We start from the raw sequence: 17,813 nt of genomic DNA, 5'->3' as shown, positions 1-17,813 counted from the left end.
GAACAAGGCATCTATGAAGATGCCGTCTGAAAATAACCCCCTATCAATGGAGTATCAAACCATGAGCAACATCCCAGCAGAACTGAAATACGTTGCCAGCCACGAATGGCTGCGCCTTGAAGAAGACGGTACCATCACCGTCGGCATTACCCATCACGCGCAAGAGCTGTTGGGCGACATCGTGTTTGTCGAGCTGCCAGAAGTCGGCGCAAACCTTGCCGCCGAAGAGCAAGCCGGTGTGGTTGAGTCTGTAAAAGCCGCATCTGACGTATACGCGCCGATTGCAGGTGAAATCGTTGCCGTCAACGAAGATTTGCCAAGCGCTCCGGAAACTGCCAACAGCGACCCTTACGGCGCAGGCTGGTTCTTCAAAATCGAACCTGCCAACCCTGCCGATTACGACGGTCTGCTGACTGCCGAACAATACGCAGGCGAAGTAGCTTGATTTTTGCAAACATCCAAACAGGTTTTGCGCCTGTTTGATATTGCAGGTCTTAGGTCGTCTGAAAAATGCTTTCAGACGGCCTTTGTTTCAATTTTTCCTCAGCAAACATGAATTACTGCGAATTTGTCGCCACGCTTCCCGACGATACGGACAACCCCAACAAACATTATCACGACACGCAATACGGTTTTCCGATTGAGGACGACAATGAATTGTTTGAGCGGCTGGTGTTGGAAATCAATCAGGCAGGATTGAGCTGGACGCTGATGCTGAAGAAGCAACGGGCATTTCAGACGGCATTTAAAGGTTTCGACATCGATACGGTCGCCGCATTTGACGAAGCCGAAATTGAGCGGTTGCTTGCCGATGCAGGCATCGTCCGCAACCGCCTGAAAATCAACGCAGCCATCTATAACGCGCGACAAATCAAACAAATACAGCAAGAATACGGCTCATTCAAAAACTGGCTGGATGCGAACCATCCGCTCGACAAGGCTGAATGGGTGAAGCTGTTTAAAAAACATTTCAAATTTGTCGGCGGCGAAATCGTCGGCGAATTTCTGATGAGTACAGGCTACCTGCCCGGCGCGCATGTGGAAACCTGTCCGGTTTATAGGGAAATATTGGCATGTCGTCCAAAATGGGCGGAGGCCGTCTGAAACAACATCTGCAAGAAAAAACAGTGTTGATATCGATAACACCGAAGGAGTAGAAATGAAACTATCTGAATTGTTCAACCCGAACGAATTTGCCGCGCGCCATTTGAGCTTTGGCGACGAGGCTGCGCTTTTGGAAGCGCTCGGCGAGAAGAGCATGGACGATTTTGTCGGCAATACCGTGCCGCAAAGCATCTGTATGCCGTCCGAACTCGATTTGCCCGAGGCTTTGACCGAGGCGGACGCGTTGGCGAAATTGAAAGGCATTGCGTCGAAAAACGTGATCAACAAGTCCTATATCGGTTTGGGCTATTACCCGACCCGCGTGCCGAATGTGATTTTGCGCAACGTGTTGGAAAATCCAGGCTGGTATACCGCCTACACCCCATATCAGGCGGAAATCGCGCAGGGTCGTTTGGAAGCGTTGTTAAACTTCCAACAAGTGTGTATCGATTTGACCGGTTTCCCTGTGGCAGGCGCGTCTTTGTTGGACGAGGCAACTGCCGCGGCCGAAGCGATGGCGATGGCGCACCGCGTGGGCAAAGTGAAATCCGAGCGTTTCTTTGTGGATGCGCGCGTGTATCCGCAAACTTTGGACGTGATGAAAACCCGCGCCAAATATTTCGGCTTTGAACTGGTGGTCGGTGATTTTGCCCAAGCCGACGATGGCGAATACTTCGGCGCGCTGTTCCAATACGTCGGTAAAGACGGCGACGTGCAAGACTTGCAGGACGTTATCGGCCGTCTGAAAGCAAAAGGCACGATCGTGGCCGTTGCCGCTGATATCATGAGCTTGGTTTTGCTGAAATCTCCTGCCGAGTTGGGTGCGGATATTGCCTTGGGCAATACCCAACGCTTCGGTGTGCCGATGGGCTTCGGTGGTCCGCACGCTGCTTATTTCGCGTTTAAAGACGAGTTCAAACGTTCTGCCCCGGGCCGTATCATCGGCGTATCCAAAGACGCATCGGGCAAACCTGCCTTGCGCATGGCTTTGTCCACCCGCGAGCAACACATCCGCCGCGAAAAAGCGACATCCAATATTTGTACGGCACAAGCATTGCTGGCGAACTTGGCCGGTATGTATGCCGTTTACCACGGCCCTGAAGGCGTGAAACGTATTGCCAACCGCATTCATGCGCTGGCTTCTGCCTTTGCCGATGCGCTGGTTTCAGACGGCCTGAATGTGGTTCACAAAGTCTTCTTCGATACCGTTACCGTTGATTTTGGCAGCAAAGAGAAAGCAGACCAAGTGTTTGCCGCTGCTTTGGAATCGGGTTACAACTTGCGCCGCGTCAACGATACTCAAGTTGCGGCTGCATTCCATGAAACGTCGGCATACGAAGATTTGGTCGATTTGTACCGCGCGTTTACCGGCAAGGATACGTTCACATTTGCCGATGATGTCAAAGGCCGTCTGAACGCCGAATTGCTGCGTCAAGACGACATTCTGCAACATCCTGTGTTCAACAGTTACCACACCGAACACGAAATGCTGCGCTATCTGAAAAAACTCGAAGACCGCGACTTGGCGATGAACCGCAGCATGATTTCTCTCGGTAGCTGCACCATGAAACTCAATGCGACTGCGGAAATGTTGCCGATTACTTGGGCTGAGTTCTCCGATATCCACCCTTACGCTCCCGAAGCGCAAACCGCCGGCTACCGCGAATTGCTCGCCGATATGGAAAACAGCCTGAAAGCCATCACCGGCTTTGACGCGATTTCCTTCCAGCCCAACTCCGGCGCGCAGGGCGAATACAGCGGCATGCTGTCCATCCGCCGCTATCAAGAAGCCAACGGCGAGGGACACCGCAACATCTGCCTGATTCCTAAATCCGCCCACGGCACCAACCCTGCGACTGCCGCTATGCTGGGTTTGAAAGTCGTCGTTGTCGATACCGACGAACACGGCAACGTCAACATCGACGATTTGAAAGCCAAAGCCGAGCAATACCGCGACGCTTTGTCCGCCATCATGATTACTTACCCGTCCACCCACGGCGTGTACGAAGAAGGCATCCGCGACATCTGCCGCATCATCCATGAAAACGGCGGACAGGTTTACATGGACGGCGCCAACCTCAACGCCCAAATCGGCATCATGCAGCCTGCCGAAGTCGGCGCGGACGTGTTGCACATGAACCTGCACAAAACCTTCTGTATCCCTCACGGCGGCGGCGGTCCGGGCGTCGGCCCTATCGGTTTGAAAGCCCACCTTGCCCCGTTTGCACCGGGACACGCTTTGACCGACACCCACAGCGCCAGTGCCGACCAAACCGCCGTTGCTGCTGCGGCCTTCGGTTCTGCGTCCATCCTGCCGATTACTTGGATGTACCTGACCATGATGGGCAAACAAGGCATGGAACAGGCAACACGCTGGGCATTGCTCAATGCCAACTACGTTGCCAAACGTCTGAGCGAAGACTATCCGATTCTGTATACAGGCAAAAACGGCCGCGTCGCGCACGAATGTATCGTTGATTTGCGTCCACTCAAAGCCGAAAGCGGCATCACTGAAACCGACATCGCCAAACGCCTGATGGACTACGGCTTCCACGCGCCGACGGTTTCCTTCCCTGTTGCCGGCACGCTGATGATCGAACCGACTGAGAGCGAAAGCAAAGCCGAACTCGACCGCTTCATCGCCGCCCTGAAACAAATTAAACAGGAAGTGCTGAAAGTCGAGCGCGGCGAATGGCCGAAAGAGGATAATCCGCTGGTGAACGCTCCGCATACCGCATCCGACGTAACCGGCGAATGGGCGCATCCGTACTCCCGCGAAGAAGCCGTCTTCCCATTGCCGTTCGTCCGCGAACACAAATTCTGGCCGAGCGTTAAACGGGTAGATGAAGTGTATGGCGACCGCAATCTGGTTTGCTCCTGCTTGCCGATTGACGCATACGAAGAATAAGCCTGAATAGGTTTAAAATTGAACAGGCCGTCTGAAAATGAAAATAGTTTTCAGATGGCCTTTTGTTTGTTAAGATATTCCGCCCGAGAACGTACGTTTGTTTTGGGTAAAACAACAAATAAGACTTTCGGAAAGATAAACGGCGCATGCCTTTGTTTGCGGAGAAAACCAAAACAGCTTCCCATAACGATAAGCAAAAGGCCGTCTGAAAACAGGAGGATATGATGGACGAACTTTTTATTCAAACGCTGACGATTGCCGGCTCAGATTCCGGCGGCGGCGCGGGTATACAGGCGGATTTGAAGACATTTCAGATGCGCGGCGTGTTCGGTACCAGCGTACTGACCGCGGTTACCGCACAAAATACTTTGGGCGTATCGGCAGTGCATCCGATACCGACCGACATGATTGCCGCACAAATTGCCGCGATTCAGGAAGATTTCCAAATCCGCGCCTATAAAATCGGCATGCTGGGTACGGCGGAAATCATCGAATGCGTGGTGGAACAAACCGCCGAATGCGACTTCGGCAAACGCGTGTTGGATCCGGTCATGATTGCCAAAGGCGGTGCGCCGTTGTTGGAAAATTCAGCCGTCGAAGCCATGAAGCGCCTGCTGCTGCCACATACGGACGTATTGACCCCCAATCTGCCCGAAGCGCAGGCTTTGACGGGTATCAATATTGAAAACCGCCAAGATGCGGAACGCGCCGCCAAAATTCTTCAGGATTGGGGCGTGAAAAATGTGGTGATTAAAGGCGGCCATCTTGCCGACAGTCAAAGCGAATATTGCACCGACTGGCTGTTTACGCCATACGAAACCATCGAGCTGAACAGCAAACGTTTCCCGACGCCGCATACGCATGGCACGGGCTGCACGTTTTCTGCCTGCATTACTGCCGAGTTGGCAAAAGGGTTTAGCGTGCCCGAGGCGGTTCAAACGGCAAAAAACTATATTACCGCCGCCATTTCCCATCCTTTGGGCATCGGGGCAGGGCACGGACCGGTCAACCACTGGGCGTATCGGGACGAATAATGCGTTCAGACCAATTGTAATTGATTGTATTTTTCAGATGGCCTGACTAGGTTTATCACTTGAAATTGTTTACAATATCGGATTAATGCTTTTACGGATAAAAAAGACACCATGCAAGTTACTTCAAAATGGATAGACGGAATGTGCTTCGTCGGAACAACGGCAAACGGACACAGCGTTGTGATGGAAGGCGCGGCGGCTGAAGGCGAAGTCAAACGCGGCCCCAGCCCGATGGAAATGCTGTTGTTGGGTGTAGCAGGCTGTTCTAGCATCGATGTAGTGATGATTGCCGAGAAACAACGCCAAAAAATCACCGACTGCCGTGCCGAAGTGACTGCCAAACGCGCCGACACCGCGCCGCGCGTGTTTACCGAAATCCATATCCATTTCAAAGTGTATGGTCGGGATTTGCAAGAAAGCGCGATTGAACGCGCTGTACAGATGTCTGCCGAAAAATATTGCTCCGCATCGATTATGCTGGGCAAAGCGGCAAAAATGAGCCACAGCTTCGAGATCGTCGAAACAGAATAGGGCGGTTTCAGGGGGGGTGTCGGAGCGTGAAACGGCTGCCCACAAAAAAAGCAGATATATTCACGCATTAACATGAATATATCTGCTTGCTTTTTATTCCTTTTTCTCTCTCTCTATCAGCCTTTATAACTTGGCTTGTTGACCTCATTGTGCAAGTTTCGTTTAACATTGTCAACAATTTTTAATTATATTTTAAACACCCCCGAAAGCTGCAGGTTTGTAAACGCTTGTGCCTTAATACGGATACTGGGGAAACATTATGGATTACGAAAATAATACCAACGTTGCGCCTGCAACTTCATCGCTTATTTTGGAAGAGCGTCACGATTCCGAACTCTTCCGCGTGTACGCATTGATTTTGGACGGGATTACCGACCATCTGCTGCTGCCGGGCAAAAAATTGACCGAGTCCGAGCTGTGCCGGCAAATGGTTTGCTCGCGCAATACCGTGCGTGGCGCATTATCGCTTTTGGCGCACGATAAAATCGTCGATTTGCAGCCCAACCGCGGCGCATTTGTCCATGTGCCGGACTTGAAAGAAATGAAAGACGTGTTCAACACGCGTATCGAAATGGAAAGCATGATTTTGAGCGTCCTCATCGATATGCCTGATTTGGAAACGCGCCTGCAACCGCTTTACGCCATGATTGAGCAAGAGGCCGCAGCCTCCGAAAGCGGCGACCGCGTGGGTTGGAACCGCCTGTCCAATGCCTTCCATGTCGAATTGGCGCGGCTGCTGGACAACGACGTCCTGTTTGAAATCATGAATACCTTGTGCGCGCGTTCTTCACTGATTGTGGCCGTTTCCGATCCGCTTCGCAAAGAAAAGCGCACCATCAATTCCAATTCGCACCATGAACACCGCGAAATCCTCGATTTATTGGTGGCCGGCAAGCGCAACCGTGTGACCAAAGTCATGCGCCGCCACTTGAGCGCGTGCATCGAACGCTTGGAACAGAAACTCGAAATGTAATCGGTTTGACAATAAAAAGGCCGTCTGAAATATTCAGACGGCCATTGGTTTATCCCTGCAAAGTAAAACGCCATGAAACCCAAAATCCAAAGACACGAACATATCCTCACCCTTGTCCGCGAACATAACTTTATGACGGTGGAAGAGCTGGCGGCGAATTTGGATGTGACGCCGCAAACCATACGCCGCGATGTGCAGGAATTGAGCGAAACCGGACAGCTCAAACGCTATCACGGCGGCGCGTCTTTGGGCGACGTTTCAGTCGTAACGGCAGGGCAGGAGCGGCGCAACCATCAGCAGCAGGAAAAAAACGCCATTGCCCGGCTGATTGCTTCCACCATTCCCGACAATGCCTCGCTCTTTATCAGCATCGGCACCACCATGGAAGCCGTCGCCGCCGAGTTGGTCAGACAGCGTAAAAACCTGCGGATTATCACCAACAACATCTACGCCGCCTCCATCACTGCGGCGCGTACCGACTACACGGTCATCATCGCTTCCGGTGTGGTCCGTCCGTTGGACGGCGGTATTACGGGTGTGGCGACCGTCGATTTCATCAACCAATTCAAAGTCGACTATGCCATCATGAGTACCCACGGCATAGAAAACGACGGCTCGCTTTTGGATGACGATTACAAGGAAGTCAGCGTGATGCAGGCGATGGTGAACAATGCCCGCGTGCGCTATCTCGGCGTCGACCACAGCAAGTTCAACAGCAATGCCCTGGTCAGACTGGGCGATATCGGCGCATTCGATAAGCTATTTACCGACCGCACACCATCCGCCGCCATGCAGAAAACCCTAAACGAGCGCGGCGTGGCGTGGCAGGTTGCCGACCCTGTATCAAAGTAGCCAAGTCGGGTACAATTGAGCCATCATTCCATTCCTTTCAGACGGCCTGATTGAATGCCCAGGCCGTCTGAAAACAGAAAATCATCTTTCCATCAAAGAAATATTATGTTGAATAAAGACCAATTCGCGGACAACCACTTTATCCGCACCATTATCGAAGAAGACCTCAAAAGCGGTAAACATACAGCCATCCAAACCCGTTTCCCACCCGAGCCGAACGGCTACCTGCACATCGGCCACGCCAAATCCATCTGCTTGAACTTCGGTTTGGCGTATATTTATGACGGCTTGTGCAACCTGCGTTTCGATGACACCAACCCCGAAAAAGAAAACGACGAATACGTCAACGCCATCAAAGAAGACGTTGAGTGGCTCGGTTTTCATTGGGCGGGCGAACCGCGTTTTGCTTCCAATTATTTTGACCAGCTTTACGATTACGCCGTCGGTTTAATCAAAGACGGCAAGGCCTATGTCGATGATTTGACGCCCGAAGAAATGCGCGAATACCGCGGTACGCTGACCGAAGCAGGCAAAAACAGCCCTTACCGCGACCGCAGCGTCGAAGAGAATCTCGACCTGTTTACACGCATGAAAAACGGCGAGTTCCCCGACGGCAGCAAAACCCTGCGCCTGAAAATCGACATGGCATCCGGCAACATCAATATGCGCGACCCCGTCATCTACCGCATCCGCCGCGCCCATCACCACAACACCGGTGACAAATGGTGCATCTACCCGATGTACGACTACACGCACTGCATTTCCGATGCTATCGAGGGCATCACGCATTCCTTGTGTACACTCGAATTTGAAGCACACCGTCCGTTGTACGACTGGGTGTTGGACAACATTCCTGCGCCGCACGCCACACGTCCACGCCAATACGAATTTTCCCGTTTGGAGCTTCTGTATTCCATCACGTCCAAACGCAAGCTGAACCAACTGGTTTCAGACGGCCACGTTGCCGGTTGGGATGATCCGCGTATGCCGACCATTTCCGGTATGCGCCGCCGCGGCTACACGCCCGAAGGCTTGCGCCTGTTTGCCAAACGCGCCGGTATTTCCAAATCTGAAAACATCGTTGACATGAGCGTGTTGGAAGGTGCGATTCGTGAAGAGTTGGAAAACTCTGCGCCACGCATGATGGCGGTTTTGAACCCGCTCAAAGTGACCCTGACCAACTTTGAAGCCGGTAAAACCCAAAGCCGCCGTGCCGCATTCCATCCGAACCACGAGGAAATGGGCGATCGCGAAGTACCTATTTCACAAACCATTTACATCGAAGCCGACGACTTTGCCGAAAATCCGCCTAAAGGCTTCAAACGCCTGATTCCCGGCGGCGAAGTGCGTTTGCGCCATGGCTATGTCATCAAATGCGATGAAGTAGTAAAAGACGCAGCGGGCAATGTGGTTGAACTCAAATGCAGTATCGACCACGATACCTTGGGCAAAAATCCCGAAGGCCGCAAAGTTAAAGGCGTGATTCACTGGGTGTCTGCCGAACACGCAGCCGAAATTAAAGTCCGCCTGTACGACCGCCTCTTTACCGTCGAGCGTCCCGATGCCGTGCGCGGCGAAGACGGCAACTATCTGCCGTTTACCGATTTCCTCAATCCAGAATCCATCAAGGAAATCACCGCCTACGCCGAACCTGTCGCAAAAGATTTGCCGGCGGAGAGCCGTTGGCAGTTTGAACGCATCGGCTATTTTGTGACCGACCGCAAAGACCACAGCAAAGATATGCCGGTGTTTAACCGCACGGTTACGCTGAAAGATTCTTGGCAGCCTAAGTAATCTGTTTGCAGTCGTTAAATTGAAGGCCGTCTGAAAACGTGAAATCCGGTTTTCAGACGGCCTTTGTCGATAAAGGGATGAGATGGAACGTTATTCTGTACATTTGAAACTGCTGGGAATGGCGGTGTTGTGGGGTGCGTCCTGGCCGATGGGGCGGATGCTGGGGCAGTCGCTGCCGCCGTTGACGGGCGGGGCGGTTCGGTTTGTCTTGGCTTCGATTTTGTTGTTGGGCTGGTTGTTTGCGCGCAGCAGGTTTGCGACTTTGGCGGCTTTGTCGGCACGGCAATGGCTGGGTTTGACGGTGGCCGCTTCCGTCGGGGTGTGCGGCTATGCGGTGTTTTTTATGCTGGGTTTGCAGACTATGCCGGCGGGTAAGGCGGCGGTGGTCGTGGCGGTGAACCCCGTGTTAACGTTGCTGTTGGCAACTTGGTTTTTCGGCGAGCGTTTAAATGCGAAGATTTTGGCGGGTATGCTGCTGGCGGTCGGCGGTGCCATTATGGTGGTAACGCAAGGGCAGCCGTTGACGGTATTATCGGGCGGCATCAAGGCGGGGGAGTGGCTGATTTTCGGCTGCGTGGTCTGTTGGGCGGCTTATACCTTAATTGGACGTGCGGTTTTACGCGGCATAGATGCGCTGACGGTAACGACGGCAACTTCGTTCATTGGTGCGTTGATGTTGTCGGTGGTGGCGTTGTGGACGGACGGAATGCCGTTTGAGGCGATAGCGGCAATGGATGGGCGCGGTTGGACAGCCTTGGCGTGGCTGGTCATCGGTGCGACGGTATTGGCCTATGCGTGGTATTTCGAAGGCGTAAAGACTTTGGGTGCAGGCAGCGCGGCGGCGTATATTACGCTTGTGCCGATTTTCGGTGTGCTGTCTTCGGCGTGGTTTTTGGGCGAACCGCTGCATATTTCGCTGGTTGCGGGTTGTGCGGCAGCGGTCGGCGGCATGACGCTGATGCGGTACGGGCAGAGGGCCGTCTGAAGTTGGGTAAATACTCGGATTTTTGGCGATAGGGTTGCGATTGCCAAGCTGTTGCCGGCCATAATCTTATTGTATGGTAAGATTATGGTCTCGGCTCAGCGTTCGATTTAAAAATTTGACACCCTGCCTCCAACTGCCTAAAATTCAACTTTCTCAAAAATCTACCGTATCCTGCGGCACGATTTCATACTTTCAGACGGCCTTTGTGCCATCTCTCTGATACCATTCAAAATATATCAATACTATGCACGTTTCAGAACTCCAAACCCTCCACATTTCCAAACTCTTGGAAATGGCAGAAGAACATGGCATTGAAAACGCCAACCGTTTCCGCAAACAAGACCTCGTTTTTGCCATCGTCCGCCAGATGATGAAGCAAAATGTCAGCTTTACCTGTTCCGGCACACTCGAAATCCTGCCCGACGGCTTCGGTTTCCTGCGCAGCGCAGATACTTCTTACCTTGCCGGTCCTGACGATATTTATGTTTCGCCCACGCAAATCCGCCGCTTCAATCTGCATACCGGTGACACCATCGAAGGCAGTGTGCGCGTACCTAAAGACAACGAGCGCTATTTCGCGCTTGTCCGCCTCGATACCATCAACGGCGATCCGCCCGAAGTCTGCAAACACAAAATCCTCTTTGAAAACCTTACGCCTTTATTCCCAACCGAACAATTCAAGCTTGAGCGAGACATCAAAGCCGAAGAGAATCTGACCGGCCGCGCCATCGACTTGGTTTCCCCAATCGGTAAAGGCCAACGTGCATTGTTGGTGGCGCCGCCTAAAACCGGTAAAACCGTAATGTTGCAAAACATTGCCCATGCCATTACCGCCAATTATCCCGATGTCGAGCTGATTGTCCTGTTGATTGACGAGCGTCCGGAAGAAGTGACCGAAATGAGCCGTTCTGTACGCGGCGAAGTCGTTTCCTCTACGTTTGACGAGCCTGCGCAACGCCATGTACAAGTGGCCGAGATGGTGATTGAAAAAGCCAAACGCATGGTCGAACATAAAAAAGATGTGGTGATTCTGTTGGATTCGATTACCCGTTTGGCGCGCGCCTACAATACCGTTGTGCCGACTTCGGGCAAAATTCTGACCGGCGGTGTCGATGCTAACGCCTTGCACCGTCCGAAACGCTTTTTCGGTGCGGCGCGTAATGTGGAAGAGGGCGGTTCGCTCACTATTATTGCGACGGCGCTTGTTGAAACCGGCAGCCGCATGGACGACGTGATTTACGAAGAGTTCAAAGGTACGGGCAATATGGAATTGCACCTTGACCGCCGAATGGCAGAAAAACGCCTGTTCCCGGCTATCAGCATCAATAAATCCGGTACGCGCCGCGAAGAATTGCTGGTGCCGAACGATCAGTTGCAACGTATGTGGCTCTTGCGCAAATTCCTGCATCCTATGGACGAAATCGAAGCGACCGAGTTTTTGGTGGGCAAACTCAAAGACTCTAAAAACAATGACGATTTCTTTGAATTGATGCGCGGTAAATAAGCATAAGGCCGTCTGAACATGTTTCAGACGGCCTTTACTTTGCTTGAGGAATCTTTATGACCATCCGAATGAATTGGCAAAACTTATTGTCCACCCAACGCTTCCGTACCAAAAACGGCGAAATCGTGCCGACCGTTACCCCTTCGACTCAGGAAGGTGCAGATGCCTTGCGTACGGATTTTCACATCGACTACGACCGGGTTGTTTTTTCCGGAGCCTTCCGCCGCCTTGGCCGTAAAACACAGGTGCATCCGTTGGCGCAGCACGACTTAACGCACAACCGCTTGACGCACAGCGTTGAAGTTGCCAGCGTGGGCAGGAGCTTGGGCAACCGCGTGGGCGTGATGTTGCACAACGGCGGTTTTCTGCCGCAGGGCAATACGCCCAGCGATATTGGTGCTGTGGTGCAGGTTGCCTGTTTGGCACATGATTTGGGCAATCCGCCGTTTGGCCATACCGGCGAAGATGCTTTGCGCGATTGGTTTAGACGGCCTGAACATCAAATTTATCTGAACACATTAAACGAAGCGGAACGCAACGACATTCAAACCTATGAAGGCAATGCGCATAGCCTGCGTATCGTCGCCAGCCTTGAAATGTATCCCGAGGCGGGCGGAATGCGCCTGACTGCTGCAGCCATCGGCGCATTACTGAAGTATCCGTGGACAACGCAACATCCGAACGGCAGAAAAAAATTCAATATTTATCAAACCGAGTTGCCGTTTATCCGTCAAGTTGCCGACGAATTGGGGCTGGTTTCCGCAGGAGCAGACAGCTGGGCGCGTCATCCTTTGTCTTATTTGATGGAGGCCGCCGACGATATTTGCTATGCCTTGCTGGACTTGGAAGATGCCGTCGAATTGGATTTGCTCACGGATACGGAAGTAGAAAGTATTTTGTCCGAGCTGACCTTTGCCGAAAGCGCGTGGCACGCCAGCTCCAGTCGTCAGCGTTGCGCCATGTTGCGCGGCATTGCGATCGGCAAGGCAATTGATGATGTCGCGCAAACCTTTATGCTGCATCAGTCTGACTTGTTGGATGGAACATTCAAAGGCAAAGACTTGCTTGCTCTGTGTAGCCCGCAAGTGCAAAACACTTTGGCAAAAGCGAAAGAATTGGCGCAAACACGGATTTTCCGCCATCACACCAAGCTCTTGACCGAGATCGCCACGTTCCCATGTTTAGGCTCCATCTTGGATTTACTCGTCCCTGCCGCTTATGCCCTGATTGCTGAAAAACAGCTGGCAACACGCCAGTCTTTGGTGTTGGAATTATTGAAAAAGCACAATCCGATTCTTCCTGAAGACAGTCTGTATCAGGCCTATATGAAGATTTTGGATTTTGTCGGCGGCATGACCGATAATTCCGCCGCCAAAATGGCGCAGGATTTGTCAGGAGTAGGGATTTTACGTTAATTTTATATTATTTAATTTCAAATAGTTAAATAAAAATATAAAAAATATCCGTGAAAAGGGTAGACAGGTTTTAGGAAAGCCTATATTATTCGGTCTTCTTGATTCACAACGCACTAGCGAAGTGATGATGATGCACCCGTAGCTCAGTTGGATAGAGTATCTGGCTACGAACCAGAGGGTCGGGCGTTCGAATCGCTCCGGGTGCGCCACAAGATTTATCCGCGCCCATCGTCTAGCGGTTAGGACATCGCCCTTTCACGGCGGTAACCGGGGTTCGATTCCCCGTGGGCGTGCCAGTTTTCAAAAAAACGCAATCTGTTTTAGATTGCGTTTTTTTATTGCATTTCTTATTTGTGTTCTAAGGCTGTCTGAAACTCACGGCAACTCAAGAGACAGAAGTGTATAAAATAAATTGCTCAGACTTTTGTCGTCTAAATGCGCTTTTCAATCTCATTTTACCATTGCCGCCCCCCGATTTATTGACAACAGTATTCATCTTAAAAATTCCCAAACCTGAATTTACATGATTTCATATTTATAATTTATTGATTTTAGAAGATAAAAATATACATTTAAACTTTTCTTAAAAAATGCCGTCTGAGATAAAGACAAGACGGAATATCTCTGTTAATGTGTAAATGTCAGCCGGCGTTTGCCGGTTTTTTATTGAAACCATTTGGGAGTCAATTATGAATATGAATGTTAAGTTAATCGTTCCTGCCGTTTTGGCGGCTGTTGCCCTGACTGCATGCAGCAGCGGTTCTAAAGCCAAACCTGAAGCTAAAGCTGCGCCTACTGCGCAACAGCAAACTCAAGCTCAGGCTCAACAAGCTCAAGCTCCAGTGCCTAATACTTTGAAAGTAGACTCTATCGACGGTAAAAAAGAAGTTCACTACAAATGCGGTAAAGACGGCAAAGAGCCTTTGAGCGTAATGTACGGCTTCAAAGGCAACGAAGTTGTTGCTGCACAAGTAAAATACAAAGGTCAACTAACTGAAAACCTGTTCCGTATCACTGACAGCAGCAAAGATGTAAACGCATTCTGGGGCGGTAATGTTGCTTGGGTTGCTGAAGCTGCCACTGCAGCCAACGTAGACAAAGTTGACGGCAACATGCTGACTATCCGCGGTACTACCGAAGTAAACGGCAAACAAGAAGTGGTTGATCAAATCGTTACCCGCTTCTGCGCATTGGACAAAGGCGCGAAAGCTGCTGCTAAACCAGCCGCTAAAAAAGCAAAAAAATAATTTTTTACCGACAGCTTTAAACGCTGGGTAAAATAAAACAGGCCGTCTGAAAAGTTTTCAGACGGCCTGTTCGTTTGAATGGTTTAACCTAAGAACCAGAATTTCAATGCCCACAATACGGCGACAATCCATACCATAGGCGGTACGTCTTGGGTGCGGTTGCACAAGAGTTTGATGAGTGCGTAGCTGATAAAGCCAAACGCAATACCGTCGGCAATCGAGTAGGTAAACGGCATGAAGACGATGGTCAGGAATGCCGGTGCGGCTTCGGTCATGTCGTCCCAATCGATTTCGCGCGCGCTGCGCAACATTTGCGCGCCAACATAGAGCAGGGCGGGAGCGGTAGCGAATGCTGGAATGCTTTGAACCAGCGGCGAGAAAATCAGGCAGGCCAGCATCAGGACGCCGACGGTAACGGCAGTCAGGCCGGTGCGGCCGCCGGCAGAAACACCTGCCGCGCTTTCAACGTAAGGGGTGGTAGAAGAAGTACCCAGGGCGGCGCCTGCGATAATGGCGGTTGAGTCAGCAAGCAGGGCGCGTTTCAAACGCGGCAATTTGCCCTCTTGCAACAGGCCTGCGCGGTGCGAAACGCCGACCAATGTGCCGGTAGAGTCAAACAGGTCAACCAGGAAGAATACAAAAATCACGCTGACCATGCTGACGGTGAACAAGCCTTTGAAGTCCATCTGCATGAAGGTTGGCGCAATGCTCGGAACTTCGCCGACCACGCCTTTGAACTCGCTCAAGCCCAAGATGGTGGAGACGGCGGTCAGCGTCAGAATGGTAATGATGATGGAGCCTTTAACGCGGAAATGGCCGAGTGCAACCACCATGACAAAGCCTGCCATCGCCAGCAGGGCGGTAGGTTGGTGGATGTCGCCCAAGCCGACCAATGTGGCAGGATTGGCCACAATCACGCCCGCGCCTTTGAGTGCAATCAATGCCAAGAAGAGGCCGATACCTGCGGCAATCGACATTTTCAAGCCCATAGGCAGGGCGTTGACCAGCATTTCACGCACTTTAAAGAAGCTGAACAGGATAAAAATGATGCCGGAGATGAAAACGGCACCCAAAGCCACACGCCAGTCCACGCCCATGCCTTTGACGACGGCAAAGGTAAAGTAGGCGTTCAAACCCATGCCCGGCGCGAGGGCGATCGGGTAGTTGCCGACAAAGCCCATCACGAAACAGCCGATGGCGGAGGCGATACAGGTAGCCACAAATACTGCGCCCATATCCATGCCGGTTTCGCCCAAAATCAGGGGATTAACGATGATGATGTAGCACATGGCGAGGAAGGTTGTCACACCGGCCATAATTTCCGTGCGGACGTTGGTCTGATTGGCGTTGAGGTTGAATAATCTTTCCAAAACGCTTTGATTTGAAGAACTCATTCGAGATATTCCTTTGGGAAAGCCGTTCAAGGACGGAATCAGCGGGTTTAACTGCCGGAAGCCCGGATTTTGGCCTTAACTTCTCAACAGATAAGGGAATTTTCGGGCGGTATTATACTGAAAAGACTTTTGTTCGGGTAATAAAAATACATGAATCAGATAATGCCGGGCCGAACCAAGATAAAGGCCGTCTGAACAGTTTCAGACGGCCTTTGTTTGTGTGTGCTTATACCGGTTTGCCTTTCAGGGAGAAGGTGTAGGCTTCGGTGATTTCCAAATCGATCATTTGGTTGATCATGTCGGGTGTGCCGGTAAAGTTGACCACGCGGTTGTTGGCGGTACGGGCTTGCAGTTGGTCAGGGTCTTTTTTGGAAATGCCTTCGACCAAGCAGCGTTGAACCGTGCCGATCATGGTTTGGTTGATGCGTGCGGTTTCGGCTTCGATGACTTCGTTCAAAGCTTCGAGGCGGCGCACTTTTTCTTCGTGCGGCGTGTCGTCGTGCAGGTTGGCGGCAGGCGTACCGGGGCGCGGACTGTAAATAAAGACGAAGCTCAAGTCGAAGGCGATGTCTTTGACCAGTTTCAAGGTTTGCTCGAACTCACGCTCGGTCTCGCCCGGGAAGCCGACGATAAAGTCGGAGCTGAGGCACAAATCAGGACGGATGGCGCGCAGCTTGCGGATGATGGATTTGTATTCCAAGGCGGTGTAACCGCGTTTCATTGCGCTCAATACGCGGTCGGAACCGCTTTGAATCGGCAGGTGCAGGTGGGAAACCAGCTTGGGCAGGTCGCGGTAGCACTCGATAATCGCATCGGTAAATTCGCGCGGATGGCTGGTGGTAAAGCGCAGGCGTTCGATGCCCGGGATTTCGTGGACGATGCGTAATAAGGTGGCAAAGTCGCAGATTTCGCCGTTTTCCATTTCGCCGCGATAGGCATTGACGTTTTGGCCTAAGAGGTTGATTTCTTTAACGCCTTGTTGTGCCAAACCGGCAATCTCGGTCAATACGTCGTTGAGCGGGCGGGAGAATTCTTCGCCGCGGGTGTAAGGGACGACGCAGTAAGAGCAGTATTTGGAACAGCCTTCCATAATGGAAATGAATGCCGAACCACCTTCTACGCGCGCAGGCGGCAGGTGGTCGAATTTCTCGATTTCGGGGAAGGAAATGTCGATTTGAGACAGGCCGGTGGTTTCTTTATCGACGATGAGTTTGGGCAGGCGGTGTAGTGTTTGCGGACCGAAAACCACGTCCACATACGGAGCGCGTTTGACGATGTTTTCACCTTCTTGAGAGGCAACGCAGCCGGCAACACCGATGATTACGTTTGGGTTTTTCTCTTTGAGCGGACGTACGCGGCCTAAGTCGGAGAAGACTTTCTCTTGTGCTTTTTCACGCACGGAGCAGGTGTTGAACAAGATGATGTCGGCGTCGTCAGGTTGGGTAACCTGCTCGATGCCGCCGTGTTCTTCGGCGAGGACGGACAGCATTTTTTCGCTGTCGTACTCGTTCATTTGGCACCCGAAGGTGCGGATAAATACTTTTTTCATGGTTTGTTTTGATTGACTTGCTTGTTGTAAAAGGGTTCAGACGGCCTTTGAATACCCGGGCCGTCTGAAAGTTATTCTTCCGCCTGTTTTTGCGCTTTGGCGTGTGCGGCAAACCTGTCGGCCTCGGCATCGGTCAGAATCCAGATTTCGCGGACGAGGCGGCTTTCTTCGTTGTATTTGAACGCGACGGCTTTGCCGGTTTGATTCAGCAGGCGGCCCATGGGGATAAAACGGTCGTTTTCATCGTGGATTTTGGTAAAGCGCGTGATTTGCAGTTTGGCCGCATTGCCGTCCACAATGCCCAAGGTCAGCAGGCGCGTCCAAGAAAAACCGCCTTTGCTGACTTTCAGATAAGGCAGATCGACAGTCTTTAAAACGGCCACGTCCATATCGTCGGGCAGGCTGCGTTGTGCATGGACGAGGGAGGACGCCAAAAGGGCGAGGCTGAGTATGAATCCGCGTAACATGATGCTTTTCTTTTATTGTTTCAATAGGTCGCGGATTATAGCACAAGCAGGAAAAA

15 protein-coding genes and 2 tRNA genes are annotated in these 17,813 nt (G+C 51.8%); 14 read left to right on the top strand and 3 right to left on the bottom strand.

Annotation, left to right across the window (positions count from 1 at the left end):
- The first annotated feature begins 46 nt into the window (after nucleotides 1-46).
- The 14 genes from gcvH (at nucleotide 47) to HMPREF3047_RS09005 (ending at nucleotide 14,347) form a co-directional block, all read left to right on the top strand.
- Nucleotides 47-445, top strand: a complete 399-nt coding sequence (gene gcvH / locus HMPREF3047_RS09070) for a glycine cleavage system protein GcvH (protein WP_070713536.1) — start codon at nucleotides 47-49, stop codon at nucleotides 443-445.
- Between the two features lie 107 nt (nucleotides 446-552).
- Entirely contained in the window at nucleotides 553-1,104 is a 552-nt protein-coding gene (locus tag HMPREF3047_RS09065) for a DNA-3-methyladenine glycosylase I (protein ID WP_070713533.1), read from the top strand.
- A 55-nt stretch (nucleotides 1,105-1,159) separates the two neighbouring features.
- Nucleotides 1,160-4,012, top strand: a complete 2,853-nt coding sequence (gene gcvP / locus HMPREF3047_RS09060; protein ID WP_070713530.1) for an aminomethyl-transferring glycine dehydrogenase — start codon at nucleotides 1,160-1,162, stop codon at nucleotides 4,010-4,012.
- Nucleotides 4,013-4,236: 224 nt separating this feature from the next.
- A complete protein-coding gene (gene thiD / locus HMPREF3047_RS09055; RefSeq protein ID WP_070584798.1) occupies nucleotides 4,237-5,046 on the top strand; it encodes a bifunctional hydroxymethylpyrimidine kinase/phosphomethylpyrimidine kinase in 810 nt (269 codons plus the stop codon).
- 111 nt (nucleotides 5,047-5,157) lie between these two features.
- On the top strand, nucleotides 5,158-5,577 hold the full coding sequence (locus HMPREF3047_RS09050; protein WP_003679886.1) for an OsmC family protein: 420 nt from the start codon (nucleotides 5,158-5,160) through the stop codon (nucleotides 5,575-5,577).
- Between the two features lie 259 nt (nucleotides 5,578-5,836).
- A complete protein-coding gene (locus HMPREF3047_RS09045; protein ID WP_049348122.1) occupies nucleotides 5,837-6,550 on the top strand; it encodes a GntR family transcriptional regulator in 714 nt (237 codons plus the stop codon).
- Nucleotides 6,551-6,622: 72 nt separating this feature from the next.
- A complete protein-coding gene (locus HMPREF3047_RS09040; protein WP_004519551.1) occupies nucleotides 6,623-7,402 on the top strand; it encodes a DeoR/GlpR family DNA-binding transcription regulator in 780 nt (259 codons plus the stop codon).
- Nucleotides 7,403-7,507: 105 nt separating this feature from the next.
- Complete coding sequence (locus HMPREF3047_RS09035; protein WP_070713528.1) at nucleotides 7,508-9,196, top strand: glutamine--tRNA ligase/YqeY domain fusion protein; 1,689 nt, start codon at nucleotides 7,508-7,510, stop codon at nucleotides 9,194-9,196.
- Nucleotides 9,197-9,278: 82 nt separating this feature from the next.
- A complete protein-coding gene (locus tag HMPREF3047_RS09030) occupies nucleotides 9,279-10,181 on the top strand; it encodes a DMT family transporter (protein WP_070713526.1) in 903 nt (300 codons plus the stop codon).
- Between the two features lie 244 nt (nucleotides 10,182-10,425).
- On the top strand, nucleotides 10,426-11,685 hold the full coding sequence (rho, locus tag HMPREF3047_RS09025; RefSeq protein ID WP_003748836.1) for a transcription termination factor Rho: 1,260 nt from the start codon (nucleotides 10,426-10,428) through the stop codon (nucleotides 11,683-11,685).
- A 56-nt stretch (nucleotides 11,686-11,741) separates the two neighbouring features.
- Nucleotides 11,742-13,100: a deoxyguanosinetriphosphate triphosphohydrolase gene (locus tag HMPREF3047_RS09020; RefSeq protein ID WP_070713522.1), complete on the top strand. Its 1,359-nt coding sequence runs from the start codon at nucleotides 11,742-11,744 to the stop codon at nucleotides 13,098-13,100.
- A gap of 132 nt (nucleotides 13,101-13,232) precedes the next feature.
- Nucleotides 13,233-13,309, top strand: a tRNA-Arg gene (locus HMPREF3047_RS09015).
- Nucleotides 13,310-13,321: 12 nt separating this feature from the next.
- Nucleotides 13,322-13,396: transfer RNA gene (locus HMPREF3047_RS09010), tRNA-Glu, on the top strand.
- A 393-nt stretch (nucleotides 13,397-13,789) separates the two neighbouring features.
- Nucleotides 13,790-14,347 carry a hypothetical protein gene (locus HMPREF3047_RS09005; protein WP_070713883.1) on the top strand — a complete coding sequence of 186 codons (558 nt, stop codon included), beginning with the start codon at nucleotides 13,790-13,792 and terminating at the stop codon, nucleotides 14,345-14,347.
- 83 nt (nucleotides 14,348-14,430) lie between these two features.
- On the opposite strand, the gene HMPREF3047_RS09000 is transcribed toward HMPREF3047_RS09005, so the two are convergent.
- The 3 genes from HMPREF3047_RS09000 to HMPREF3047_RS08990 form a co-directional block, all read right to left on the bottom strand.
- The gene (locus tag HMPREF3047_RS09000; protein WP_070713519.1) at nucleotides 14,431-15,741 is read right to left on the bottom strand and encodes an NCS2 family permease; all 1,311 of its coding nucleotides are present in this window, start codon (nucleotides 15,739-15,741) and stop codon (nucleotides 14,431-14,433) included.
- 226 nt (nucleotides 15,742-15,967) lie between these two features.
- The gene (gene miaB / locus HMPREF3047_RS08995) at nucleotides 15,968-17,290 is read right to left on the bottom strand and encodes a tRNA (N6-isopentenyl adenosine(37)-C2)-methylthiotransferase MiaB (RefSeq protein WP_049333914.1); all 1,323 of its coding nucleotides are present in this window, start codon (nucleotides 17,288-17,290) and stop codon (nucleotides 15,968-15,970) included.
- Between the two features lie 71 nt (nucleotides 17,291-17,361).
- Complete coding sequence (locus HMPREF3047_RS08990) at nucleotides 17,362-17,757, bottom strand: hypothetical protein (RefSeq protein ID WP_004519559.1); 396 nt, start codon at nucleotides 17,755-17,757, stop codon at nucleotides 17,362-17,364.
- Between the last annotated feature and the right edge of the window lie 56 nt (nucleotides 17,758-17,813).

Origin of the sequence: Neisseria sp. HMSC075C10, assembly GCF_001815615.1 — a bacterium.
In the GTDB taxonomy this organism is placed as follows: Bacteria; Pseudomonadota; Gammaproteobacteria; order Burkholderiales; family Neisseriaceae; genus Neisseria; species Neisseria subflava_A.
Note: the sequence above shows the minus strand (reverse complement) of the source record. Positions and strands in the feature narration are given on the sequence as shown.

Coding starts and splice junctions, on each gene's coding strand:
- gcvH (WP_070713536.1), top strand. CDS start 47: ATGGAGTATCAAACCATGAGCAACATCCCAGCAGAACTGAAATACGTT.
- HMPREF3047_RS09065 (WP_070713533.1), top strand. CDS start 553: ATGAATTACTGCGAATTTGTCGCCACGCTTCCCGACGATACGGACAAC.
- gcvP (WP_070713530.1), top strand. CDS start 1,160: ATGAAACTATCTGAATTGTTCAACCCGAACGAATTTGCCGCGCGCCAT.
- thiD (WP_070584798.1), top strand. CDS start 4,237: ATGGACGAACTTTTTATTCAAACGCTGACGATTGCCGGCTCAGATTCC.
- HMPREF3047_RS09050 (WP_003679886.1), top strand. CDS start 5,158: ATGCAAGTTACTTCAAAATGGATAGACGGAATGTGCTTCGTCGGAACA.
- HMPREF3047_RS09045 (WP_049348122.1), top strand. CDS start 5,837: ATGGATTACGAAAATAATACCAACGTTGCGCCTGCAACTTCATCGCTT.
- HMPREF3047_RS09040 (WP_004519551.1), top strand. CDS start 6,623: ATGAAACCCAAAATCCAAAGACACGAACATATCCTCACCCTTGTCCGC.
- HMPREF3047_RS09035 (WP_070713528.1), top strand. CDS start 7,508: ATGTTGAATAAAGACCAATTCGCGGACAACCACTTTATCCGCACCATT.
- HMPREF3047_RS09030 (WP_070713526.1), top strand. CDS start 9,279: ATGGAACGTTATTCTGTACATTTGAAACTGCTGGGAATGGCGGTGTTG.
- rho (WP_003748836.1), top strand. CDS start 10,426: ATGCACGTTTCAGAACTCCAAACCCTCCACATTTCCAAACTCTTGGAA.
- HMPREF3047_RS09020 (WP_070713522.1), top strand. CDS start 11,742: ATGACCATCCGAATGAATTGGCAAAACTTATTGTCCACCCAACGCTTC.
- HMPREF3047_RS09005 (WP_070713883.1), top strand. CDS start 13,790: ATGAATATGAATGTTAAGTTAATCGTTCCTGCCGTTTTGGCGGCTGTT.
- HMPREF3047_RS09000 (WP_070713519.1), bottom strand. CDS start 15,741: ATGAGTTCTTCAAATCAAAGCGTTTTGGAAAGATTATTCAACCTCAAC.
- miaB (WP_049333914.1), bottom strand. CDS start 17,290: ATGAAAAAAGTATTTATCCGCACCTTCGGGTGCCAAATGAACGAGTAC.
- HMPREF3047_RS08990 (WP_004519559.1), bottom strand. CDS start 17,757: ATGTTACGCGGATTCATACTCAGCCTCGCCCTTTTGGCGTCCTCCCTC.